The sequence below is a fragment of the Mesorhizobium sp. YC-39 genome, assembly GCF_025753795.1.
Lineage (GTDB): Bacteria > Pseudomonadota > Alphaproteobacteria > Rhizobiales > Rhizobiaceae > Mesorhizobium.
In genome coordinates this window covers 660,727-683,229 of sequence record NZ_JAOWPS010000001.1, presented here as the reverse complement: position 1 = coordinate 683,229, position 22,503 = coordinate 660,727, and the positions used below count along the sequence as shown (strand labels likewise).

Below are 22,503 nucleotides of genomic sequence, written 5' to 3'. Positions count from 1 at the left end.
ACCATGGATACGATCAGGATGCCCGAGCGAACCTATTATGCGCCGCATGGCGGCCATCCCGGCCAGAGCGAGCTTTTGACCGGCCGCGCCGTCTTCACCGAGGCCTATGCCGTCATTCCCAGGGGGGTGATGCAGGATATCGTCACCAGCGCCTTGCCGTTCTGGGACAAGACCAGGGTCTGGGTCATCGCGCGGCCGCTGTCGGGATTTGCCGAGACGTTCTCGCAATATATCGTCGAGGTCGCGCCCGGCGGCGGCAGCGAGCGGCCGGAACCGGATGCCGGCGCCGAAGGCGTGCTGTTCGTGGTCGAGGGCGAGCTCAGCGTCTCGCTTGCCGGTAAAAGGCACGTGCTTAGGCCCGGCGGCTTTGCCTTCCTGCCGCCGGCAAGCGGCTGGACAGTGCGCAATGAAAGCGGGGCGGCTGTGCGCTTCCACTGGATCCGCAAAGCCTATGAGGCGGTCGCGGGCCTCGATACGCCGCAAGCCTTCTTCACCAATGAGCAGGATGTTGCGCCGAGCCCGATGCCCGGCACCGAGGGCCGCTGGGCGACGACACGCTTCGTCGATCCCGAAGACATGCGCCACGACATGCATGTCACCATCGTCACGCTGGAGCCCGGCGCCGTTATCCCCTTCGCCGAGACGCATGTCATGGAGCACGGCCTCTATGTGCTGGAAGGCAAGGCGGTCTACCGGCTCAACCAGGACTGGGTCGAGGTCGAGGCCGGTGACTATATGTGGCTGCGCGCCTTCTGCCCGCAGGCCTGCTACGCCGGTGGCCCCGGAAAATTCCGTTACCTGCTCTACAAGGACGTCAACCGGCACGCCAGGCTCGGCGGGGCGGGCGTTGGGGGTCACACGCGGTGACCCGCATCGTCGCCCGGCCGCTGACCCGCGAAAGCTTTGCCGAATTCGGCGACGTCATCGACATGGGCGGCGACAACCACTACCCGATCAATGGCGGCAAGGCCGAGCGCTACCACGATCTCGCCACCGCCGAAGCCCAGGGCCCGAATGCGCGCGTGCTGATCTCCATGGTGCGCGGCACGCCTTACGAATTGCCGCTGAAGCTGACCATGGTCGAGCGCCATCCGTTCGGCAGCCAGGCTTTCATCCCGCTTTCGCCGCGCCCGTTCCTGGTTATCGTCTGCCATGACGGCAAGGACGGCCCCGGCGAGCCGCACGCTTTCATCACCGCGCCCGGGCAAGGCATCAACTATCCTCGCAACCTCTGGCACGGCGTGCTGACGCCGATCGGCGAGTCCCAGGATTTCCTGATCGTCGACCGTGGCGGCGATGGCTCCAACCTCGAGGAGTGCCATTTCTCGCACCCTTACGAGATCCATCTTCCCGACGGAAACAGGTAATGACCGACATTTCGCTGATCGACCGCCTGCTCGATGTGATCGAGCATGACATCGTGCCCAAGACGGCCGCAGGCGTCGCCCATGGCAACAAGCTGTTCGGCGCGGCGATCCTGAGGAAGGACGATCGCTCGCTGGTGCTCGCAGAAACCAACAACGAGATCGAAAACCCGCTCTGGCACGGAGAGGTGCACTGCCTGAAGCGCTTTTATGAGATGCCCAAGGCCGAGCGCGTCGACACCAAGGACGCCATTTTTCTCGCCACGCACGAGCCGTGCTCGCTCTGCCTGTCGGCCATCACCTGGACCGGCTTCGACAATTTCTACTACCTCTTCAGCCATGAGGATTCGCGCGACAGCTTCGCCATCCCGCATGATTTGAAGATCCTGAAGGAGGTCTTCACCCTCGACCCCGGCGGCTATAATGCCGAGAATGCCTATTGGAAGAGTTTTTCCATTCGCAAACTCGTGCGGTCGCTGCCGGAGGCCGAACGCCATCGGCTGGAAGCGCGGATCGGCAGGATTTCCGCCCGCTATGACGAATTGTCCGGCGCCTATCAGGCAAGCAAGGCCGAGAACGACATTCCGCTGAATTGAGCTTTCCGAAGTTTCCTTGATCAACGCTTCTTGAATTGCCACCTTTATGGTGGCATATTGAGCTATCGAGAAACGCAGACCCACTTACGATCTTGATGCAATCAAGACGACATTTGGGTCTGTCGATACGTTGGCAATCACAACCTCCGCCCTGCGCGACGCCGTTGGCCTCGGCTTCGATCGCGCTGGTGTGGTCGAGGTGGTCGGCAGCATGACGCGGAAGATGTTCGTAAAATCGATGACGACATTCGCCGATCACCGGGTCTGGCAAGACGTCTACAATGTCCCGGCGCGCGACCTGATCCTCTACGTGAAATTCCAGGCAGATATCGTGACCGAATTCACGATCATGTCATTCAAGGAAAAATGACTATGGTGACGAGAGAAACCATCAAAGCAAGCACAATGATCTCCCCCGAGACAGGAGAGACGCTGACGCGTGGAGTGCGTCCGTTCATCGTGAACTATAAGGGCGAGAGCGTGACCGTCGACCTGCCTGGCTACTACCCGTCATCTGGAGGCGAGGGCGTACATGTGGGAGACGACATGCTTGCCGTCGATGCGGCTCTGCGCCTCCTCAAGGAAAAGATCGACGGCGTCCCTGCCCCGGCCACTATCCGGCGTGTGCGCACAAAGCTCAAGCTGTCGCAGCGCGAGGCGGGATCCCTGTTCAAGGTCGGTGAGAACGCGTTCGACAAATACGAACGAGGCTTGATCGAGCCAAGCGGCCCGACCATCCAGTTGATGACGCTGTTGGAAAAACATCCCGAATTGCTGGACGAGTTGCGCTGACCTCCGGATCCATGACAGGTCGCATATTCTGCTGCACCAGTCGCGAATAGCGATTGAAAGTCGCCTCGGTGCAAGGCGTTATGCCTGCCATGAAAACCGTCACCGAATTTCCCCGCAGGGTCGTCGAATTTCCCGATATGGGCATCGTCATGCCAGATGGCTGCCGGCTGTCAGCGCGGGTGTGGATGCCGGAAGACGCCGGCGAGGATCCGGTGCCGGCGATCCTCGAGCACCTGCCCTACCGCAAGCGCGACGGCACGATCTTTCGCGATCAACTGACGCATCCTTATTTCGCCGGCCACGGCTATGCCTCGATCCGCGTCGACATGCGCGGCAATGGCGATTCCGAAGGGCTGATGGACGACGAATATTCCGAGCAGGAATTGCAGGACGCCGGCGATGTCATCGCCTGGGCGGCCGCCCAGCCCTGGTGCAACGGCAATGTCGGCATGATGGGTATCTCCTGGGGCGGCTTCAACTGCCTGCAGGTGGCGGCCAAGCAGCCGCCGGCGCTGAAGGCGGTGATCAGCCTGTGCTCGACCGTCGACCGCTATGCCGACGATATCCACTACAAGGGCGGCTGCCTCTTGATCGAGAATTTCGGCTGGGCCTCGACGATGCTGTCCTATTCGTCGCGGCCACCGGACCCGCTGCTCGTCGGCGACAACCGCTGGCGCGACCTCTGGCTGACCCGGCTGGAGAACCAGTCCTTCCTGGCGCCGCTATGGCTGAAGCACCAGCATCGCGACGCCTATTGGAAGCGCGGCTCGATCTGCGAAGATTTTTCCGCGGTCAAGGCTGCAGTGCTGTCGATCGGCGGCTGGCATGACGGTTACCGCAACACCATTTCCCACCTCGTCGGCAACATCGAGGCGCCGGTCAAGGGCATTGTCGGCCCCTGGATCCACAAATACCCGCATTACGCCGCACCCAAGCCCGCCATCGGCTTCCTGCAGGAAGCCCTGCGCTGGTGGGACCGCTGGCTGAAGGGCCTCGACACCGGCGTCGAGGCCGACCCGGGCTACCGCGCCTATGTGATGGACAGCGTGCGCCCAACGCGCTGGCACCCGGAGCGACCGGGCCGCTGGGTAGCTGAAGCGGCATGGCCGTCGCCCGCCATAAAAATGCAGAAGATCGAGATCATCCCCGAAAGCGACAAGCCCGCGATCGTCGCCTCGCCGCAGTTCTGCGGCCTCGCCGGCGGCGAATATTTCCCCTTCACCTTCGGCCCGGAACTGCCAGGCGACCAGCGACCCGACGATGCACTATCGGTGTGTTTCGACCAACCGGCGTTGAGCGAGGCGATCGACATTTTGGGCGCGCCGGAGGTTCTGGTCAGGGTTGCCTCCGACCGGCGCCAGGCAAACATCGCTGTGCGGCTGTGCGACGTGCATCCCGACGGCGCTTCAGAGCTGATCTCCTACGGCGTGCTCAACCTGACGCACCGCGACTCGCATGAATTTCCGCAGGCACTGGTGCCGGGCGAGACGGTTTCGGCGCGGGTCGTGCTCGACCAGTGCGGCTACCGCGTGCCGGCCGGCCACCGGTTGCGCATCGCCGTCTCCAACGCTTATTGGCCGATGATCTGGCCTTCGCCGGAGCCGGTCTGGCTCGAGATCAAGGCCGCGACGCTGATGTTGCCGCTGCGCCCGCTGGCCAAAGGGGACGAGGTCTCGTTCCCGACACCCGAAGGAGCGACACCTTGGGCGACGGAGACGGTTCGACCCGCCAATTCCGAGCGTCACGTCGATCGCGACGAAAAGACCGGGATCGTCACGCTTGCCATAACGGACGATTTCGGCGAGGTGCGCGACCTGGAACATGGCCTCGTCCATGGCAGCGTCGCACGCGAGACCTGGGCGATCCATCCTGACGATCCCTTGTCAGCATCAGGCAAAACCCATTGGACGCAGACCCTGTCGCGAAATGGATGGTCGGTACGAACCGAAACATCGGCCGAAATGCGCTCCGATGCGGAAAACTTTGTCGTGAGCGCCAGAATCCTGGCCTATGAGGGTGAGATTTTGGTTTTCGAACGCAATTTCGAGGAGAAAATTCCGCGCGCCCTCGTCTGAGCGTTGATCATATTGGTCCAATTGCGACGTACGATTTACGCCACGGCATGTCGCATTCGGTCTTGCTTACCGCTTTCCCTTGCGGTCATTATTCTCCTCACAAGAAACAAGAAAAACGACCGTAAGGTCGTACCAACCAGAGTGAGGAACTCAACATGTCGAATGAACTGGACTATCTCAGCCGTCGCGTCGCGTTCGGCAAGCTCAGCCGTCGCGACTTTCTCGGCCGCGCCGCCGCACTCGGCGTCTCCGCCACCTTTGCCAATTCGCTGCTTTCAAGCGCAGCTCGCGCCGCCGGCCCGGTCAAGGGCGGCACGCTGAAGGCCGGCCTCGTCGGCGGCGAATCCACCAACAGCCTCGACCCGGCGCTGATGATGACGCAGGTGCCGTTCGCGTTCGGCAAATGCTGGGGCGAAATGATCGTCGAGCTGTCCCCCGACGGCAAGCTCGAGAACCGCATCGCCGAGGAGATCGGCTCGTCTGACGACGCCAAGGTATGGACGCTCAAGATCCGCGACGGCGTCGAATTCCACAATGGCAAGACGGTGACCGCCGAGGACGTCGCCGCCACGCTTGAACGCCATTCCGACGAGAAGTCGAAATCCGGCGCACTCGGCTACATGAAGGGCATCGAGACCATCAAGGCCAGCGGCAAGGAAGTGGTGCTAACCTTGAAGGAGGCGAACGCCGACCTGCCATACCTGCTCAGTGACTACCACCTGATCGTCCAGCCGAATGGCGGCAAGGACAAGCCCGATGCCGGCATCGGCGCCGGCCCGTACAAGATCGTGACCAACGAGCCTGGCGTGCGCCATGGCGGCGAGCGTTTCGCCAATTACTGGCAGGGCGACAAGATGGGCCATGCCGACCAGATCGAGGTCATCGTCATCAACGATGCCACGGCACGCACGTCAGCCTTGCAGGGCGGCCAGGTCAACATGATCAACCGCGTCGAGCCGAAGATCGTCGACCTGATCAAGCGTCTGCCCGGTGTCACCATCCGCAACCATGCCGGCCCCGGCCACTACGTGTTTATCATGCATTGCAACACCGCGCCGTTCGACAACAACGATCTGCGCATGGCGCTGAAGCTGGCGATCGACCGCGAGGAGATGCTGGACAAGATCCTGCGTGGCTACGGCTCGCTCGGCAACGACTTTCCGATCAACGCGTCCTATCCGCTGTTCACCGAGATCGAGCAGCGCAAGTACGACCCCGACAAGGCCAAGTTCCACTACAAGAAGTCGGGGCACGACGGCACCGTGCTGCTGCGGACCTCGGATGTCGCCTTCCCTGGCGCCGTCGACGCCTCCCAGCTCTTCCAGCAGAGCGCGGCCAAGGCTGGCATCAAGATCGAGCTCAAGCGCGAGCCCGGCGACGGTTACTGGAACGAGGTCTGGAACAAGCAGCCCTTCTCCGCCTCTTATTGGGGCGGCCGCTCGACCCAGGACCAGATGTATTCGACCGCCTATCTGTCGACGGCCGATTGGAACGACACGCGTTTCAAGCGCCCGGACTTCGACAAGATGGTGCTGGCGGCGCGCGCCGAACTCGATGAGACCAAGCGCAAGCAGATGTATCACGACATGGCTGTCATGGTGCGCGACGAGGGTGGCCTCATCCTGCCGATGTTCAACCAGTTCATCGACGCGACGGGTGCCAAGGTCGGCGGCTGGGTCGACGACCCGCATCAGGAACTGATGAACGGCTACGCTTTGGCGAAGTGCTGGCTCGAAGCCTGAGCCTGGCCTTGCGGATATGTCCTCACCCATCGTGAAACTGGTGGCCCAGCGCGTTGCGCTGGGCATCGTTCTCCTGTTGGCCGTTTCGGTCCTGATCTTCGCCGGCACACAGATCCTGCCGGGCGACGTCGCGCAAGCCATTCTCGGACAGTCGGCGACGCCGGAGTCGCTCGCCAATCTGCGCGAGCAACTTGGGCTTAATCAGCCAGCTTATGTCCGGTACTTCCAATGGCTCGGTGGCGTGCTGACCGGCGATCTCGGCACCGCCATGTCGAGCGGGCAGGACATTGCGACATCGATCAAGGGACGGCTGTGGAACACGCTGTTCCTCGCCTTCTGGGCGGCGATCGTGGCCGTGCCGCTGGCGATCATCCTAGGATTGATCGCGGTGCGCTACCGCAATGGCTGGGTCGACAAGCTGATCTCCGGCCTGGCGCTCGCCTCGACCTCGTTTCCCGAATTCTTCATCGGCTATGTGCTCGTCTATTTCTTCGCGGTGAAGTGGCAGATCTTCCCCGGCATCTCGACCGTCTATGACGGCATGCCCTTTGGCGAGCGCATGCAGGCGATCGCCCTGCCTGCCACAGCCCTGACGCTGGTGGTGCTCGCGCACATGATGCGCATGACGCGCGCCGCGATCCTCAACGTCATGCAGTCGGCCTATGTCGAGACGGCGGAATTGAAGGGCCTGTCGGCCTTCAATGTCATCCGCAAGCATGCCTTTCCCAACGCCATTGCGCCAATCATCAATGTCGTCATGCTCAACCTCGCCTATCTGATCGTAGGCGTCGTCGTGGTCGAGGTTATCTTCGTCTACCCCGGCATGGGGCAATATCTCGTCGACCACGTCACCAAGCGCGACGTGCCGGTGGTGCAGGCGGTCGGCCTGATCTTTGCCGCCGTCTATATCAGCCTGAACATCATCGCGGACATAGCGGCCATCATCGCCAATCCGCGTCTCAGACATCCGAAGTGAGGGGGCGGGCATGCTCGATATAAAACGCATCCCCATCCCCGCACTGATCGGCATCGTGCTGACGGCGCTGTTCGTGCTGGCGGCGATCTTCGCGCCATGGATCGCGCCGCACGGCAATGGCGAGATCGTCGGCGATGTCTGGGAACCGATGTCGGCAACCCATTGGCTGGGCACCGACAATCTCGGCCGCGATCTGTTGTCGCGCATGATCTATGGCGCCCGCATCACCCTGTTCATTGCCGTGCTCGCCACCGCGCTGTCGTTCTCGCTTGGCGCCATCCTCGGTTTCTCGGCGGCGGTTTTCGGCGGCTGGTTCGACACGCTTTTGTCGCGCCTTGTCGATCTCCTGATGTCGATCCCGACGCTGATCATGGCTCTTGTCGTGCTCTCTGTGCTGCCAACCAATCTGGTAACGCTGATCCTGGTCATGGGCGTTCTCGACTCGACCCGCGTCTACCGCCTGTCGCGGGCGGTCGCCGTCGACATCAACGTCATGGATTATGTCGAGGCGGCGAAGCTGCGCGGCGAAAACGAGGCCTGGATCATCTTCCGCGAGATCCTGCCCAATGCGCTGTCGCCGCTGGTCTCGGAACTCGGGCTGCGCTTCATCTATGCGGTGCTGTTCCTGTCGACGCTGTCCTTCCTCGGCCTTGGCGTACAGCCGCCTGACGCCGACTGGGGCGGCATGGTCAAGGAGAACAAGGACGGCATCGTCTTCGGTATAGCGGCAGCCCTCATCCCGGCGGCGGCGATCGCGGCACTTGCGATCTCGGTCAACCTGGTCGCCGACTGGGTGCTTAACCGCACGACAAGCCTGAAGGGAGGACGCGGGTGATGGCTGACAGCAAAGCGAAATCCGGTATCCTCCTCGATATCCGCAATCTGCGCATCGAAGCCACGGTGTTCCCGCCGGGTGAAGCGCCGAAGAACATCGTGCTTGTCCACGACGTCTCGCTGACGCTCGAGAAAGGCAAGGTGCTCGGCCTGATCGGCGAGTCCGGCGCTGGCAAATCGACGATTGGCCTGTCGTCGATGGGCTATGGCCGCGGCGGCGTGCGCATCACCGGCGGCGAAGTGATCCTCAACGGCCGCGACATTCTCAAGGGCGGCAAGGAGGGTTTTCGCAAATTGCGCGGCCGCGAGGTCTGCTATGTCGCGCAATCGGCGGCGGCGGCCTTCAACCCGGCGCATAGATTGATGGACCAGGTTGTCGAAGCCACTCTGCTGCATGGCACGGCGACGCGGGCCGAGGCCGAAAAACGCGCCGTGGCGCTGTTCAAGAAACTCAGCCTGCCGAACCCGGAAACCATCGGCGAGCGCTTTCCGCACCAAGTGTCCGGCGGCCAGCTGCAACGCGTGATGACAGCCATGGCGCTCTGCTCGGAGCCCGACCTGATCGTCTTCGACGAGCCGACCACGGCGCTCGACGTGACGACGCAGATCGATGTGCTGGCGGCGATCAAGGACGCGATCCGCGATACCCATGTGGCGGCGCTTTACATCACCCATGACCTTGCAGTCGTCGCCCAGGTCTCGGACGAGATCATGGTGCTGCGCCATGGCCGGCTGGTCGAATGGGGCGGCACGCGCCAGATTATCAAGGAACCGCGCCAGGAATACACCAATGCGCTGGTGTCGGTGCACGAGATCGAACACCAGGAGCAAAAGCCCGGCACGACGCCGTTCCTGTCGGTCAAGAACGTGACCGCCGCCTATGGCCGCAGCCATATCAAGGTGCTGAAGAACGTTTCCGTCGACATCTATCCCGGCCAGACGCTGGCCGTCGTCGGCGAGTCCGGCTCCGGCAAGTCGACGCTGGCGCGCGCCATCACCGGGCTGTTGCCGCCGGAAGAAGGCACCGTCACTTTCGACGGCAGGCCGCTTGCCAACAAGCTTGCCGACCGGCCCAAGGAGGATCTGCGCCAGCTGCAGATGATCTACCAGATGGCCGACGTGGCGATGAATCCGCGCCAGACCGTCGGCACCATCATCGGCCGGCCGCTCGAATTCTATTTCGGCATACGCGGCCGCGAGCGCGACAGACGCGTCGCCGACCTGCTCGACAAGATCGAGATGGGCAAGGGTTTCATCGACCGCTATCCAGCGGAGCTGTCCGGCGGCCAGAAGCAGCGCGTTTGCATCGCCCGCTCGCTCGCCGCCAAGCCGAAACTGATCATCTGCGACGAGGTGACTTCGGCGCTCGACCCGCTGGTGGCCCATGGCATCCTCGAACTACTGCTCGAACTGCAGAAGGAGGAAAGCGTCGCCTACCTGTTCATCACCCATGACCTGGCGACGGTGAAGTCGATCGCCGATTCGATCGCGGTGATGTATCGCGGCGAGGTGGTGCGCTATGGCGCCAAGAGCAAGGTGCTGACGCCGCCCTTCGACGCCTATACCGACCTTCTCCTGTCCTCCGTTCCCGAAATGGAGATCGGCTGGCTGGAAAAGGCGATCAAGGGACGGCGCATGGCGAGTGCGGGGAATTAGGGCGGCGGCCTCCTTTTCTCTCATCACGTTTGGGGCTGCCGGATCGGCCTGCTCCCAGGCACTGATCTCTGCAAGATCGCATGGAGCAGCCCGTGGCGCTTGAGACCAAACTCCTGCTCATCATCCTTGACGGCGTGCCCTATCGGAACTGGCGACGACTGATGGGCAATCTCGAAGGCTGGGTTCAATCGGGCGAGGCGCGCGTGTGGAAGATGCGTTCGGTGCTGCCGTCGACCTCGGCCTGCTGCTATGCCTCGATCCACACCGGAGTTGCGCCGCAAGTGCACGGCATTCTGTCCAATGAGAACCGGTTTCGCGTCGAACAGCCGGATATCTTTTCAGAAGTCGTCAAGGCCGGCGGCAAGACCGGCGCTGTCACCCATTCCTACTGGTCGGAATTCTTCCGGGCCTTTCCGTTCGACCTGGTCGAAGACATGGAGTTCGAAGAGCCGGGTGGGCCGATCACGCATGGCCGCTTTCACACCATGACCGGCTACAATCTGCGCAACCAGATGACGCCGAGCGACGTCGACCTGTTCGCGACGCTGACTATGCTGACCAGGCGCCACGGCATCGACTACGGCATCCTGCACACCTGCACGCTGGACTCCATGGGCCACCGCTTCGGCCATGATTGCCACGAGATGGATCACGCCTGCTATGCGATGGACGGCATGCTGGCCGCCTTCCTGCCGGGCTGGCGAGCAGCCGGCTATGAAGTGATCGTCACCGCCGATCACGGCCAGACGGATCGTGGCCACCATGGCGGCCATGACGATGAGATGCAGGATTTTGCCCTGTATTATTTCGGAGCCGGCAAAGGGCCGGAAGCCGGTACGCTGCTCGACCAATTGCAGCTGGCGCCGGCAGTGCTGAAGCGTCTCGGCGTGCCGGTGCCGGCAACGATGAAGGCCAAGCCGTTTCTCGACTGATCGGGGCTGCTTGCATTCTCTCCTGCAGGCGCCCGGCGACGCGCATATGGCTTATCAAAGGTCGACGCAAACCTTGCCGAAGTGCTTTTGGGATTCGTAATAGCTGAAGGCATCGGCGATTTCCTGCAGCGGAAAAGTGCGGTCGACAACAGGCTTCAAACGATTGGCCTCTATCGCCCGAATCATGTCCTCCTGGTCTGTCCTGCTACCGATGGAGATACCGCTGATCCTGATCTGATTGGAAAAGAGGGCTGGGATCGACACTTGTCCGGCAAAACCCGTCAAGACGCCGATCAGGGCGATGTGGCCGCCCATCCTGCAAGCTGTTATCGACTGCGCCAACGTGCCCGGCCCGCCAACCTCGATGACGTGGTCGACGCCGCGTCCGTCCGTCAGCTCCCTTGCCTTCTGGCCCCAATCCGGCACTGCCCTGTAATTGATGACAATGTCGGCTCCAAGCTGCTTGAGCCTTTCCAGCTTCTCCTGCGATGAAGAGGTGGCGATAATTCGAGCGCCGGAAATTTTTGCGAATTGCAGCGCAAACAGCGATACACTGCCCGTGCCAAGCACCAGCACCGTATCTCCTGATTTCACCTGGCCGCATACCATGAGGGCTCTCCAGGCGGTGACCCCGGCACAGGTAAGCGTTGCCGCCTCCCCATGCGTGAAGCCTGCTGGCGCCTTTGTGAAGGCATGCGAGGGCATGCACACATATTCGCGGGCATAGCCGTCGACATCATCTCCCAATTCACCCTTCTTGTTGGCCGGCGTCGGATCGCCGGCCAGCCAATCGGGCCAATATGTGCTGACGACGGCATCCCCGACCTTGAACTCGTGGACATCATCTGCGACCGCAATCACCTCCCCGGCGCCATCGGACAGCGGGATACGGCCATCGGCGGAGGGTTTCGTCCCCAGCGCCACCATGCTGTCGTGGAAATTCAACGAACACGCCCGGATCCTGACCAGCAACTCACCCGGCCCTGGTTGCGGACAATCTTCCTCGACCAGCTTGAGATTTTCCAAGCCTCCCGGCGCTTTCAGCCTAATCAGTCTCATGAGGAACTCCTTCCAACCGTGCAAGGCTCATGCACGGTCGCTTCGGGATCGCCGAATTTGTGTCAAAGGCCAATGGGCATGAACTCATTCCACGGTGTCAGGAAGCCCTTGCTCGCTCTCGATCAATCCCTTGAGGCTGTCGGCAATCAGGCCGGTCCAGGCATTCGTGCAGACGTCGAAACACTCGACCTCGGGAACGAGGCCAGCATGGGTGAACCGGATTTCGGTCTTGTCACCCTTCCTGGCGATGTCGAAAATCAGGTCCGTATTCTTCCATTCGCTCTTGTCCTTGAGGAAATTCATCTGGGCGTCGATGACGTGCCAGACGACTCTTCGACCCGGCACGAACTCCGTCGTCCTCTGCTTGCTGACGTGCATGTCCTTGTAGCGATAGGTCCATTCCTCGCCCAGACGGTCGGTACGACCCTCGATCTCCTTACCCCACCAGTTGCGTGGACGATTGATCGCGTCGAACGCCGCCATTGGCGGCTGATCCACGAGAATCGCTGTTGTAAAGCTGTTGCTGGCCATGACACTCACTCCTTCAGGCCGGGTTGTGGTTGCGAGCGGGACCTTATTCGCCCGGCGGCGGACCGGTGAGTTACAAAACTGTCGGGAATTCCTGCACTGCTGACGCGCGCCATCCGTGATCCCCCTAAAAACGGGGAGAACGGTACACTCTGGCAACGCCTCCGCTCTTCGGTTAGCTTTCGAAAATTCCTTGGCGGAGGATGAACCTTTTTGGACCGATCGGCGACAAAGCAAGCAGGAGCCAGGCGGCTCGACCGGCCATGACGGCAGCGACGGAGACCGATCGCGTGCTTGTCGACCGGGTCGCGAAGGGCGACCGTGCCGCCGTGCGGCTCCTGTTCATGCGCCACCACGCGCGGGTCTACCGCTTCGTGGTGCGCCAGACGGGATCGGAAATGATGGCCGACGACATCGCGAACGAGGTCTTTCTCGAACTCTGGCGCCAGGCGCCCGGCTTCGAGGGGCGCTCGGAAGTCTCGACATGGCTGCTCGGCATTGCGCGCTTCAAGGCGCTGTCGGTCCTGCGCAAGAAGAAGGAGGCCTGGATCGACGACGATGACGCGGCCCAGGTGCCGGATAGCGCCGATACGCCGGAAGTCGTCACCATGAAGCAAGACAAGGGCGCCGCCTTGCGAAGCTTCGTCGATGCCTTGCCGGAAGAACACCGCACGGTGATCGACCTCGCCTACTACCACGGACAGTCGGTGGCCGAGATCGGCGAGGTGCTCGGCATTCCGGTAGCCACCGTCAAGACCCGAATGTTCTATGCCCGCAAGAAACTCGGCGAAGCCTTGAAGGCCGCCGGTTACGACAGGGGGTGGCCATGAGCGCCGCTGAAAAGATGTCGCGCCGCGACGAGATGGAAACGCTGCTGCCGTTCTACCTGAACGGCTCGCTGGAAGGCTCGGAGCTCGAAGCCGTCGAGGAATGGCTGGCGAGCGATCCGGCAGCACTTGCAGCACTGGGCGAGGCGGAAGCCGAATTCTCCAGCACCGCCGCCGCCAATGAGGCGATCCGCCCGCCGGCCGATGCGCTGAGCCGCTTCGCCAAGACACTGGATGCCGAGGCCGGGCCGGCGCGCCAGCCAGCCTCATCGTCTTTCCTCGCCCAGTTGTGGGCCCGCTTCATGGCGGTGCCCGCCGGCGTCGCCTGGGCTGCGGCGGCGGCTCTGCTTGCTTTGGTCATGGTGCAATCGCTTGTGCAGCCCGGCGGCAAGGGCAGCGATTTCGAGATCGCCGGCGCGCAAGACGATCTGGCGAAAATGCCGTTCGCGCTGGTCAAGTTCAAGCCGGACGCGAAAATGTCCGACATCTCGGCCTTTCTCGGCCAGAACGAGCTGAAAATATCAGGCGGGCCGACCGCGGACGGCGTCTTCCGCGTCGCCATCCCGGCCACGACCGCCGCCGACTATGGCAAGGTGCTCGGCCTTATTGCCGCCCAGCCTTTCGCGGATGCTGTGATCGAGGGAAGGAAACCGGCCAGTGGCAGCTGAGGCGGTCATTCGATTTGCGGCAATCCTTGCGGCGGCGATCGCCGCCACGCCTGTTTTTGCGCAGAACACGAACCCGCCGCCGACGAAACCCGACTGTCTCGAGCGGGCGGCCGGCGCCGACTGCGCCAAGGACGGTACTGGCAAGCCCGGTGCAGATACCACCGCGACAGGCGCAGTCTTTCTTCCTGCGCTGATCGTCGATCTATTCCCCAATCCGGCGGGAGGTACTCCCTTGCCGACCCCCGATCCGCGCCGCGACCCGGCCAGCGGCGCGCTGCCGCCGCCAGTCCAGCCCACCGATGCGCAAGCGGTGCAAGTGGCCGCGCCGGGCGGTCCGATCGTTTCGCCGACCGATCTGGTCGCGACTGAGCCACCACGCGCCGTCATCGGCGATTTCGTACCTGACGAGGTGCTGGTGACGGTCGATGGCGATGCCGGCGCCGTCCAGCAGATCGCCGCCTCCTTCGGCCTCGAAGTGCGCTCCGAACGCCAGTCGCGACTGCTCGGCACCACGCTGGTGCGCTTCGGCATTCCCGACGGAAGACCGGTCGGTGTCGTGCTGGCGCAGCTTGCCGCCGACGGCCGCACCTTGCGGCGAGAGCCCAACCATGTCTATTCGCTGCAGCAGGCCGCCACCATCGTCAACTATGCCTTCGAGCGCATCGCGCTCGATGAGAAAGAAGCCAGCGGCGAGAATGTGCGCATCGCCGTTATCGACACCGGCATCGACGACACCAATCCGGCGCTGTCCGGCGTCATCGCCGACCAGTTCGACGCCATGCCCAACGTGCCGATCGAAAAGCGCGATCATGGTACCTCAATCGACGGGCTGATCGCCGGGGTCGGCGCGCTGAAGGGCATGGCGCCGGGTGCCAAGATCTACCACGCCCGCGCTTTCGAGGATGGCAAGTCGACCATGGACGTCATCCTGTCGGCGCTGGACTGGGCGGCAGGCCAAGATGTCCGCATCATCAATATGAGCTTTGTCGGACCCAAGAACGACCTTCTCGGCATCGCCTGCCGCAACGCAAGGGCGCTCGGCATCGTGCTGGTAGCCGCCGCGGGGAATAACGGGCCGAAGGCACCCTATGGCTATCCGGCCGCCTTCGACGGCGTCATCGCGGTGACCGCCACCGATGCCAGGAACGGGCTGATGCCGCAGGCCAATCGGGGCGCCTATGTCTTCCTCTCCGCCCCCGGCGTCGAAATGGTAGCGCCGAGCGGCGCCGGCTCGGATGTGGTCACCGGCACCTCATTTGCTGCTGCGATCGTGACCGGCGCGATCGCCAATCTCTTCCATGCCGCGCCCGACCGTTCCGCCGACGAGATCGAGAAGGCGCTGGCCGACACCGCCAAGGATCTCGGCCCCAAGGGTCGCGACAACGATTTCGGTTATGGGCTGCTGGACATCAAGGCGGCTGAGGCGGCCAAGGAATAAGCCTGGTTGAAACTTCTGCTTTTATGCGTGTCAAGTGGACAGCCGATTCTCTAAGTTGTTGATCAAATCAAAGGTCCGGACGCAGATGTGGGGTGGCCTTCGAATACTGTTCGATATTGCGCCGTGGTTTACGCTTGCCTTGATTTTTGCGGTTGTGGCCGTAACTGTTGTTCGCCGCATGCGCCGCTAAACGATCGGGGGAAGGAGGTCCTAGCCCGGCGCGCCGGCGACCGATCCCCTGACCACCAGGTCGACCGGCCAGACTTCGCCGCGCGCTCCCTCTTCCAGGCCCGATATCCGCGCCGCCAGGCGTTCGGCGACGCGCGCGCCGGCCAGGCGGATCGACGAGCGGGTCGTCGACAGCGGCACGGAAAAATTCTCCGGCTTCAGCCAGGGGAAGACGTCGTCATGGGCGATCAGCGACAGGTCGCCCGGAATGGTCAGGCCGAGGTCGCGCACCGCGCGCACGACGCCGAGCGCCATGATCAGGCTGGAGCAGGCGATCGCCGTCGGCGCATCGCTCTGCTCGAGCAGGCGTCTGGTCGCGCGGTAGCCGTTCTCCTCGGTCATGACGAGGGAGCAGACATGACGTTCGCCGAGCGTCAGACCACTGGCGGCAAGTGCCCGGCGCACGCCGCGCTCGCGATGGATGGCGAAGGTCTCGCGGTCGTCGCCGTTGATCAGCGCCAGCCGGCGGTGGCCGAGCTGGACCAGCAGCCGGGCCGCCTCATGGAAGGCGCCCTCATTGTCGATGTCGGTGAAGGGGTAGTCGAAATCGAAGCCTTCGCTGCGGCCATGGACGATGAAGGGAATGCCCAGCGTATTGACCAGCGCCACCCGCCGGTCGGCTGGCCGCGGCGAGGAGATGTAGACGGCGTCGACCTGCCGGTTGGCGACGATGCGCCGGTAGGTGGTCTCCTGGTCATCGGCGTCGGCCGGCGACAGCACCAGGTCGAGCTCGTGCGAACGGGCATAGTCGCCAAGGCCGGACAGGAATTCGACGAAATGCGGATCGATGTCGACGCTGGTTCCGGTCGGCAAGACATAGCCGATCATCCCGGTCTTGCCGGTCGCCAGCCGGCGCGCGCTCGGATTGGGGCGGTAGCCATGGCGCTTGGCGGCGTCCATCACCCGGCGACGCGTTTCCTCGTTGACCTCGGGGTAGCCGTTCAGCGCGCGGCTCACCGTGGTCTGCGAAAGCGACAGCATGTGGGAGAGCTGTTTGAGGTTCACGGGAGGCCTCCATGCCTCAAAGCGCTTTCAATTTTGAATTCCGCCTGCAATAAAAGCGGCGGAGCCGGCATCCGACAACCATAGGCAGTGTTGGCACCAGTTGCAGCAAAAATTGCTGCTGCACCGCCAAAAAAGCATGCTGCAGCGCACATTTTGTGCTCTTCACTGTGAAAACTAAATCGATTAGGCTGCCAACCCTCTTGACTCCTGGTCAATTAAATGGCGTGATCATGAAAGCCAAAGCGCTTTGGAAGACTTTGCGGAAGGTTGCGGTTCCCTCCCGACTGAGTCACAGTCCTGCAGCGCCGGCGGGCGGAATGGAGGTTTCGTCCGGTGTCTGTCACCACTGGGAGGAAATACCGATGAAGAAAATGCTTCTGCTGAGCGCCGCTTTTGCCACGCTTGCACTGGGCGCACCGGCGCAAGCCGAACTGAAGTTCAAGCCGGGCGAAGACCCCCGCTTCAACTGGGCGAACTACGAAGAGCTCAAGAAGGTCGACCTCAAGGGCGAGACGCTGACGATCTTCGGGCCATGGCGCGGCGAAGACGAGGGCCTGGTGCGCGGCGTTCTCGACTATTTCTCGGAAGCCACCGGCGTCGATCTCAAATATTCCTCCTCGGAGAATTACGAACAGCAGATCGTCATCGACACGCAGGCCGGCAGCCCGCCGAACATTGCCGTGCTACCGCAGCCCGGCCTGATCCAGGACCTGGCATCGAAGGGCCTGCTGACGCCGCTTGGCGACGACACCGCCAACTGGGTCAAGGAAAACTATGGCGCCGGCCAGTCCTGGGTCGATCTCGGCACCTTCAAGGACAAGGACGGCAAGCCGGGCTTCTTCGCCTTCCCCTACAAGGCCGACGTGAAGTCACTGGTCTGGTACTCGCCGGACAATTTCGAGGAAGCCGGCTACAAGGTCCCGAAGACGCAGGAGGAGCTCACCGAGCTTGAAAAGAAGATCATTGCCGACGGCGGCACGCCGTGGTGCATCGGGCTCGGTTCCGGCGGCGCGACGGGCTGGCCGGCGACCGACTGGGTCGAAGACATCATGCTGCGCACCCAATCGCCCGAGACCTACGACAAATGGGTGAAGAACGAGATCCCGTTCAACGATCCCGCGGTGGTCAACGCCATCGACATTTTCGGCAAGATCGCTACCGACGACAAGATGGTCGATGGCGGCGCCAAGGCGGTTGCCGCGACCGACTTCCGCGACAGCCCGAAGGGCCTCTTCTCGGTGCCGCCGAAATGCTATCTGCATCACCAGGCGTCGTTCATTCCGACCTTCTTCCCGGAAGGCACGAAAGTCGGCGAGGACGCCGACTTCTTCTACTATCCGCCCTACGCCTCCAAGCCTGATCTCGGCACACCTGTTCTCGGCGCCGGCACGCTGGCCATGATCACCAAGGACAGCAAGAGTGCCCGCGCGTTCATCGAATTCCTGAAGATGCCGCTCGCCCACGAGATCTGGATGGCCGAGGGTGGCTTCGTGACGCCGCTCAAGTCGGTCAACAAGGACGCCTATGCCAGCGACGCACTGAAGAAGCAGGGCGAGATCCTGGCCAACGCCTCGACCTTCCGCTTCGATGGGTCGGATCTGATGCCGGGCAAGATCGGTGCCGGCGCCTTCTGGACCGGCATGATCGATCTCGTCGGCGGCAAGTCCGCCCAGGATGTCGCGACCGACATCCAGAAGAGCTGGGACGCTATCAAGTAAGCCGATCGTTCGGCTTACCCGCCTTACTGGATCCGGGCCTTGAGGCCCGGCTCCGCCCGTCGGCCCAACTGTATTTTTCGTGAAGCATAGAATTCCGGCATGAAGCGTGGCCGGCCAAGGCGGAAACCTGCCTGGCACCCGCTCGCGCTTCACAACTTAAATCGGCGCACGATCCCGTCGACAAAGCCATTCCCGATTGGCGGATCATACGCAGGGAGAGGGACCCATGGCGGCTCAGATTTTTTCGGCCATATTCGTCATCATCATCGGCGTCGGCGGCTGCGTCGCCTATTTCTGGGGCGCCAACAAGCTGGTGGACATTGTTTTCCCGTCGCGCGGCGTCAAGGGTGCAGCAGCCATCGACAATCTGCGCCGGCAAGGAATGATCCGCCCCTGGCTGTTCGTTGGCCCGGCCATGATCATCCTCACCATCTACCTGATCTACCCGGTGATAGAGACGCTGCGGCTATCGTTCCTCGATCGCGGTGGCGCCAATTTCGTCGGCCTCGCCAATTATCAATGGGCGTTCGGCGACCGCGAGTTCCGCAACTCGATCCTCAACAACATCATCTGGCTGGCGGTCGTGCCGGCGGCCTGCACTTTCCTCGGGCTGATCATCGCCGTACTCACCGACAAGATCTGGTGGGGCACCATCGCCAAGAGCCTGATCTTCCTGCCGCTGGCCATCTCCTTCGTCGGCGCCAGCGTCATCTGGAAATTCATCTACGAATATCGCGGCGAGGGTCAGACGCAGATCGGCCTGCTCAACGCCATCATCCAGTATTTCGGCGGCCAGCCGCAGGTCTGGATATCACTGCCGTTCTGGAACAATTTCTTCCTGATGATCATCCTGATCTGGATCCAGACCGGCTTTGCCATGGTCATCCTGTCGTCCGCCTTGCGCGGTATTCCCGAAGAGACACTGGAAGCGGCCGTCATCGACGGCGCCAATCCGTTCCAGATCTTCTGGAAGATCATGGTGCCGCAGATATGGGGCACGATCGCCGTGGTCTGGACGACGATCACCATCCTGGTGCTGAAGGTCTTCGACATCGTGCTGACCATGACCAATGGCCAATGGAACAGCCAGGTTCTGGCCAATCTGATGTTCGACTGGATGTTCCGCGGCGGCGGCGATTTCGGCCGCGGCGCCACCATAGCCATCATCATCATGATCGCGGTCATTCCGATCATGGTCTGGAACATCCGCCAGGCGAACAAAGAGACGGGAGGGCATTGAGATGGCTGTCACGACCGGAAAGTCCTTTGTCGGCCGCTTCGGCGTCCATATCGCCGTGCTGATCTTCGTCGCGATCTGGACCGTGCCGACGCTCGGCATTCTCGTCTCGTCCTTGCGCGACAAGGACCAGATTATCGCTTCGGGCTGGTGGAATTCGTTCGCCAGCTCCAGCCAGACGGAAGCGGGCCGGCTGCCGCCTGCCTCGGCGCAGGTCGAGAAGGACGGCAAGTTCGTGCTCGAGGGCAACATTTTCGGCGATGGTGCCGCCCGCAACATCAGCGCCTTCGGCGTCAAGTCGGCCGCGCCGACGCAGTATACCGCCGGCACGACAGCCGACCTTGGCGACGGCGTCACCTTGCAGCTCAACGCCGACGGCAGCTTCGTCATGCAGTCCCCGAAGGCTTTCGAGGGCGAGCGCGGCCAGCGCGTCTACTACGCATCTTCAGCGCCGCCGAAATTCACCACCGACAACTACAAGACCGTGCTTTTTTCGGAGGGCATCGGCCGGTCCTTCATGAACTCGCTCACCGTCACCATTCCGGCGACCGTCATCCCGATCCTGATCGCGGCCTTCGCCGCCTATGCGCTGGCCTGGATGCGCTTTCCCGGCCGGGCGCTGCTGATCGCCGTCATCATCGGCCTGCTGGTGGTGCCGCTGCAGATGTCACTGATCCCGCTGTTGAAGCTCTACAACGGCGTCGGCTCCTTCTTCGGCGTGCCGTCAAAAACCTATCTTGGCATCTGGCTGGCGCATACCGGGTTCGGCCTGCCCTTCGCCATCTATCTCTTGCGCAGCTACATTGCCGGCCTGCCGCGTGAAATCATGGAATCGGCGCGCATCGACGGCGCCAGCGATTTCGAGATCTTCGTCAAGATCGTGTTGCCGCTGTCGTTCCCGGTGCTGGCCTCCTTCGCCATCTTCCAATTTCTCTGGGTATGGAACGATCTGCTGGTGGCAATGGTTTTCCTGGGTACCGAGGGCGACCAGATCGTGCTGACCGCCAAGCTCAATGCGTTGCTCGGTTCGCGCGGCGGCGACTGGGAGATCCTGACGACATCGGCTTTCGTGACCATCATCGTGCCGCTGATCGTGTTCTTCTCGCTGCAGCGCTATTTCGTCCGCGGGCTGCTCGCCGGCTCGGTGAAAGGAGGCTGAGACCATGCAATCGGCTCTGAAAGCGACCCCAAAACCCGACCTCGCCATCGAGCGAGACTGGTGGCGCGGCGCGGTGATCTACCAGATCTATCCGCGCAGCTACCAGGATTCCAACGGCGACGGCATCGGCGATCTCAAGGGCATCATCCGCAGACTCCCCTACATTGCCTCGCTTGGTATCGACGCAATCTGGATCTCGCCCTTCTTCAAGTCGCCGATGAAGGATTTCGGCTACGACGTGTCGGACTATTGCGACGTCGATCCGATGTTCGGCACATTGGCCGATTTCGACGCGCTGACGGCGGAGGCGCACAGGCTGGGCCTCAAGGTAATGATCGACGAGGTGCTGTCGCATACCGCCGACATCCATCCCTGGTTCAGGGAAAGCCGCGCGAACCGGACCAACCCCAAGGCGGACTGGTATGTCTGGGCGGACGCAAGGCCGGACGGCACGCCGCCCAACAACTGGCTGTCGATCTTCGGCGGCTCGGCCTGGCAGTGGGACACCAGCCGACAGCAATATTATCTGCACAATTTCCTGGCCGAACAGCCCGATCTCAACTTCCACAACCGCGCGGTCCAGGACGCGCTGCTCGACGTCACCCGCTTCTGGCTGGAGCGCGGCGTCGACGGCTTCCGCCTCGACACCATCAATTTCTACTTCCACAGCCAAGGCCTGGAGAACAATCCGCCGCTGCCGCCGGAAGAGCGCAACGACCAGACGGCGCCTGCCGTCAACCCCTACAACTACCAGGACCATCTCTACGACAAGAGCCGCCCGGAAAACCTCGGCTTCCTCGAACGCTTCCGCGCGCTGCTCGACGAATATCCGGCGACGGCCGCGGTCGGCGAGGTTGGCGATTCGCAGCGCGGGCTGGACGTGGTGGCGGCCTACACAGCAGGCGGCAAGCGCGTGCATATGTGCTACTCCTTCGATTTCCTGGCGCCCGAAAAGATCAGCGCGGCCAAGGTGCGCTCGGTGCTGGAAGCCTTCGGCAAGGTCGCCAGTGACGGCTGGTCGTGCTGGGCCTTCTCCAACCATGATGTGATGCGCCCTGCCTCGCGCTGGGCCGCGGACGAAGCCGACCAGACCGCGTATCTCAAAGTGATCTCGGCGCTCTTGATGTCGCTGCGTGGCTCGGTCTGCATCTATCAGGGCGAGGAGCTCGGGCTTGGCGAGGCGGAATTGCAGTTCGAGGATCTGCAGGATCCCTACGGCATCCGCTTCTGGCCGGAGTTCAAGGGCCGCGACGGCTGCCGCACACCGATGGTGTGGGACGGCGGCGCCCAAAATGCCGGCTTCTCGACGGCAAAGCCATGGCTGCCGGTGCCGGCCAAGCACCTTTCGCAGGCGGTCAATGTGCAGCAGGGCGACGACAAGTCGCTGCTTGAGCACTATCGGCGCTTCCTCGCTTTCCGCCGCCTGCATCCGGCGTTGGCCAAGGGCGATATCGACTTCATCGAAAGCGAGGGCGACACCGTCGCCTTCACGCGCCGCGAGGGCAATGAGCAGATCGTCTGCGCCTTCAATCTCGGCAGCCGGCCGGCGGAAATCAATCTCGGCGGCCGCTCGCTGCAGCCCTTGCCGGGACATGGGTTTTCAGGACAGACTGAAGCCGGCTCCATCCGTCTTGGCGGCTACGGCGCCTGGTTCGGGCGCATCGACTGA

At 62.5% G+C, this 22,503-nt stretch carries 21 protein-coding genes; 18 read left to right on the top strand and 3 right to left on the bottom strand.

Annotation, left to right across the window (positions count from 1 at the left end; genetic code table 11):
- The first annotated feature begins 3 nt into the window (after positions 1-3).
- From OHD62_RS03295 to OHD62_RS03245, 11 genes are all read left to right on the top strand, one after another.
- Positions 4-867 (top strand): bifunctional allantoicase/(S)-ureidoglycine aminohydrolase, encoded by an 864-nt coding sequence (locus OHD62_RS03295; RefSeq protein ID WP_263780937.1) that lies wholly within the window; start codon positions 4-6, stop codon positions 865-867.
- Positions 864-1,367 carry an ureidoglycolate lyase gene (locus OHD62_RS03290; protein ID WP_263780936.1) on the top strand — a complete coding sequence of 168 codons (504 nt, stop codon included), beginning with the start codon at positions 864-866 and terminating at the stop codon, positions 1,365-1,367. The genes OHD62_RS03295 and OHD62_RS03290 overlap by 4 nt, the downstream gene beginning before the upstream one ends.
- Positions 1,367-1,960: a nucleoside deaminase gene (locus OHD62_RS03285; RefSeq protein WP_263780935.1), complete on the top strand. Its 594-nt coding sequence runs from the start codon at positions 1,367-1,369 to the stop codon at positions 1,958-1,960. Before OHD62_RS03290 ends, OHD62_RS03285 begins: the two co-directional genes overlap by 1 nt.
- Before the next feature lie 64 nt (positions 1,961-2,024).
- A complete protein-coding gene (locus OHD62_RS03280; RefSeq protein WP_263782281.1) occupies positions 2,025-2,330 on the top strand; it encodes a type II toxin-antitoxin system MqsR family toxin in 306 nt (101 codons plus the stop codon).
- Positions 2,331-2,332: 2 nt separating this feature from the next.
- On the top strand, positions 2,333-2,752 hold the full coding sequence (locus tag OHD62_RS03275) for a type II toxin-antitoxin system MqsA family antitoxin (RefSeq protein WP_263780934.1): 420 nt from the start codon (positions 2,333-2,335) through the stop codon (positions 2,750-2,752).
- A gap of 89 nt (positions 2,753-2,841) precedes the next feature.
- Positions 2,842-4,827 carry a CocE/NonD family hydrolase gene (locus OHD62_RS03270; RefSeq protein WP_263780933.1) on the top strand — a complete coding sequence of 662 codons (1,986 nt, stop codon included), beginning with the start codon at positions 2,842-2,844 and terminating at the stop codon, positions 4,825-4,827.
- A 155-nt stretch (positions 4,828-4,982) separates the two neighbouring features.
- Complete coding sequence (locus tag OHD62_RS03265) at positions 4,983-6,569, top strand: ABC transporter substrate-binding protein (RefSeq protein ID WP_263780932.1); 1,587 nt, start codon at positions 4,983-4,985, stop codon at positions 6,567-6,569.
- Positions 6,570-6,585: 16 nt separating this feature from the next.
- Positions 6,586-7,545 (top strand): ABC transporter permease, encoded by a 960-nt coding sequence (locus OHD62_RS03260; protein WP_263780931.1) that lies wholly within the window; start codon positions 6,586-6,588, stop codon positions 7,543-7,545.
- Between the two features lie 10 nt (positions 7,546-7,555).
- On the top strand, positions 7,556-8,380 hold the full coding sequence (locus OHD62_RS03255) for an ABC transporter permease (RefSeq protein ID WP_263780930.1): 825 nt from the start codon (positions 7,556-7,558) through the stop codon (positions 8,378-8,380).
- Complete coding sequence (locus OHD62_RS03250; protein WP_263780929.1) at positions 8,380-10,035, top strand: ABC transporter ATP-binding protein; 1,656 nt, start codon at positions 8,380-8,382, stop codon at positions 10,033-10,035. The genes OHD62_RS03255 and OHD62_RS03250 overlap by 1 nt, the downstream gene beginning before the upstream one ends.
- Positions 10,036-10,127: 92 nt before the next feature.
- A complete protein-coding gene (locus OHD62_RS03245) occupies positions 10,128-10,967 on the top strand; it encodes an alkaline phosphatase family protein (RefSeq protein ID WP_263780928.1) in 840 nt (279 codons plus the stop codon).
- Between the two features lie 54 nt (positions 10,968-11,021).
- Here OHD62_RS03245 and OHD62_RS03240 read toward each other — a convergent pair whose 3' ends face one another.
- Positions 11,022-12,026 (bottom strand): zinc-dependent alcohol dehydrogenase family protein, encoded by a 1,005-nt coding sequence (locus OHD62_RS03240; RefSeq protein ID WP_263780927.1) that lies wholly within the window; start codon positions 12,024-12,026, stop codon positions 11,022-11,024.
- Positions 12,027-12,110: 84 nt separating this feature from the next.
- Positions 12,111-12,557 carry an SRPBCC family protein gene (locus OHD62_RS03235; RefSeq protein WP_263780926.1) on the bottom strand — a complete coding sequence of 149 codons (447 nt, stop codon included), beginning with the start codon at positions 12,555-12,557 and terminating at the stop codon, positions 12,111-12,113.
- A 260-nt stretch (positions 12,558-12,817) separates the two neighbouring features.
- Here OHD62_RS03235 and OHD62_RS03230 point away from each other — a divergent pair, with 260 nt between their 5' ends.
- From OHD62_RS03230 to OHD62_RS03220, 3 genes are read left to right on the top strand one after another with little or no spacing between them, the layout of a single operon-like run.
- On the top strand, positions 12,818-13,384 hold the full coding sequence (locus OHD62_RS03230) for a sigma-70 family RNA polymerase sigma factor (protein ID WP_263780925.1): 567 nt from the start codon (positions 12,818-12,820) through the stop codon (positions 13,382-13,384).
- Entirely contained in the window at positions 13,381-14,049 is a 669-nt protein-coding gene (locus OHD62_RS03225) for an anti-sigma factor (RefSeq protein WP_263780924.1), read from the top strand. Before OHD62_RS03230 ends, OHD62_RS03225 begins: the two co-directional genes overlap by 4 nt.
- Positions 14,039-15,487 (top strand): S8 family serine peptidase, encoded by a 1,449-nt coding sequence (locus OHD62_RS03220; RefSeq protein ID WP_263780923.1) that lies wholly within the window; start codon positions 14,039-14,041, stop codon positions 15,485-15,487. The genes OHD62_RS03225 and OHD62_RS03220 overlap by 11 nt, the downstream gene beginning before the upstream one ends.
- A gap of 210 nt (positions 15,488-15,697) precedes the next feature.
- Here the strand turns inward: OHD62_RS03220 and OHD62_RS03215 are convergent, their stop codons facing one another.
- On the bottom strand, positions 15,698-16,720 hold the full coding sequence (locus OHD62_RS03215) for a substrate-binding domain-containing protein (RefSeq protein ID WP_263780922.1): 1,023 nt from the start codon (positions 16,718-16,720) through the stop codon (positions 15,698-15,700).
- Between the two features lie 362 nt (positions 16,721-17,082).
- Here OHD62_RS03215 and OHD62_RS03210 point away from each other — a divergent pair, with 362 nt between their 5' ends.
- From OHD62_RS03210 to OHD62_RS03195, 4 genes are all read left to right on the top strand, one after another.
- A complete protein-coding gene (locus OHD62_RS03210; protein WP_263780921.1) occupies positions 17,083-18,438 on the top strand; it encodes an ABC transporter substrate-binding protein in 1,356 nt (451 codons plus the stop codon).
- A gap of 226 nt (positions 18,439-18,664) precedes the next feature.
- The gene (locus OHD62_RS03205) at positions 18,665-19,678 is read left to right on the top strand and encodes a carbohydrate ABC transporter permease (protein ID WP_263780920.1); all 1,014 of its coding nucleotides are present in this window, start codon (positions 18,665-18,667) and stop codon (positions 19,676-19,678) included.
- 1 nt (position 19,679) lies between these two features.
- Positions 19,680-20,834, top strand: a complete 1,155-nt coding sequence (locus OHD62_RS03200; RefSeq protein WP_263780919.1) for a carbohydrate ABC transporter permease — start codon at positions 19,680-19,682, stop codon at positions 20,832-20,834.
- 4 nt (positions 20,835-20,838) lie between these two features.
- The gene (locus OHD62_RS03195; RefSeq protein ID WP_263780918.1) at positions 20,839-22,503 is read left to right on the top strand and encodes an alpha-glucosidase; all 1,665 of its coding nucleotides are present in this window, start codon (positions 20,839-20,841) and stop codon (positions 22,501-22,503) included.

What these genes read in the sequence shown, in the direction of transcription:
- OHD62_RS03250 (WP_263780929.1), top strand. Translation starts at nt 8,380, where the DNA reads ATGGCTGACAGCAAAGCGAAATCCGGTATCCTCCTCGATATCCGCAAT.
- OHD62_RS03225 (WP_263780924.1), top strand. Translation starts at nt 13,381, where the DNA reads ATGAGCGCCGCTGAAAAGATGTCGCGCCGCGACGAGATGGAAACGCTG.
- OHD62_RS03295 (WP_263780937.1), top strand. Translation starts at nt 4, where the DNA reads ATGGATACGATCAGGATGCCCGAGCGAACCTATTATGCGCCGCATGGC.
- OHD62_RS03200 (WP_263780919.1), top strand. Translation starts at nt 19,680, where the DNA reads ATGGCTGTCACGACCGGAAAGTCCTTTGTCGGCCGCTTCGGCGTCCAT.
- OHD62_RS03285 (WP_263780935.1), top strand. Translation starts at nt 1,367, where the DNA reads ATGACCGACATTTCGCTGATCGACCGCCTGCTCGATGTGATCGAGCAT.
- OHD62_RS03210 (WP_263780921.1), top strand. Translation starts at nt 17,083, where the DNA reads ATGAAGAAAATGCTTCTGCTGAGCGCCGCTTTTGCCACGCTTGCACTG.
- OHD62_RS03205 (WP_263780920.1), top strand. Translation starts at nt 18,665, where the DNA reads ATGGCGGCTCAGATTTTTTCGGCCATATTCGTCATCATCATCGGCGTC.
- OHD62_RS03270 (WP_263780933.1), top strand. Translation starts at nt 2,842, where the DNA reads ATGAAAACCGTCACCGAATTTCCCCGCAGGGTCGTCGAATTTCCCGAT.
- OHD62_RS03195 (WP_263780918.1), top strand. Translation starts at nt 20,839, where the DNA reads ATGCAATCGGCTCTGAAAGCGACCCCAAAACCCGACCTCGCCATCGAG.
- OHD62_RS03230 (WP_263780925.1), top strand. Translation starts at nt 12,818, where the DNA reads ATGACGGCAGCGACGGAGACCGATCGCGTGCTTGTCGACCGGGTCGCG.
- OHD62_RS03275 (WP_263780934.1), top strand. Translation starts at nt 2,333, where the DNA reads ATGGTGACGAGAGAAACCATCAAAGCAAGCACAATGATCTCCCCCGAG.
- OHD62_RS03260 (WP_263780931.1), top strand. Translation starts at nt 6,586, where the DNA reads ATGTCCTCACCCATCGTGAAACTGGTGGCCCAGCGCGTTGCGCTGGGC.
- OHD62_RS03240 (WP_263780927.1), bottom strand. Translation starts at nt 12,026, where the DNA reads ATGAGACTGATTAGGCTGAAAGCGCCGGGAGGCTTGGAAAATCTCAAG.
- OHD62_RS03265 (WP_263780932.1), top strand. Translation starts at nt 4,983, where the DNA reads ATGTCGAATGAACTGGACTATCTCAGCCGTCGCGTCGCGTTCGGCAAG.
- OHD62_RS03235 (WP_263780926.1), bottom strand. Translation starts at nt 12,557, where the DNA reads ATGGCCAGCAACAGCTTTACAACAGCGATTCTCGTGGATCAGCCGCCA.
- OHD62_RS03255 (WP_263780930.1), top strand. Translation starts at nt 7,556, where the DNA reads ATGCTCGATATAAAACGCATCCCCATCCCCGCACTGATCGGCATCGTG.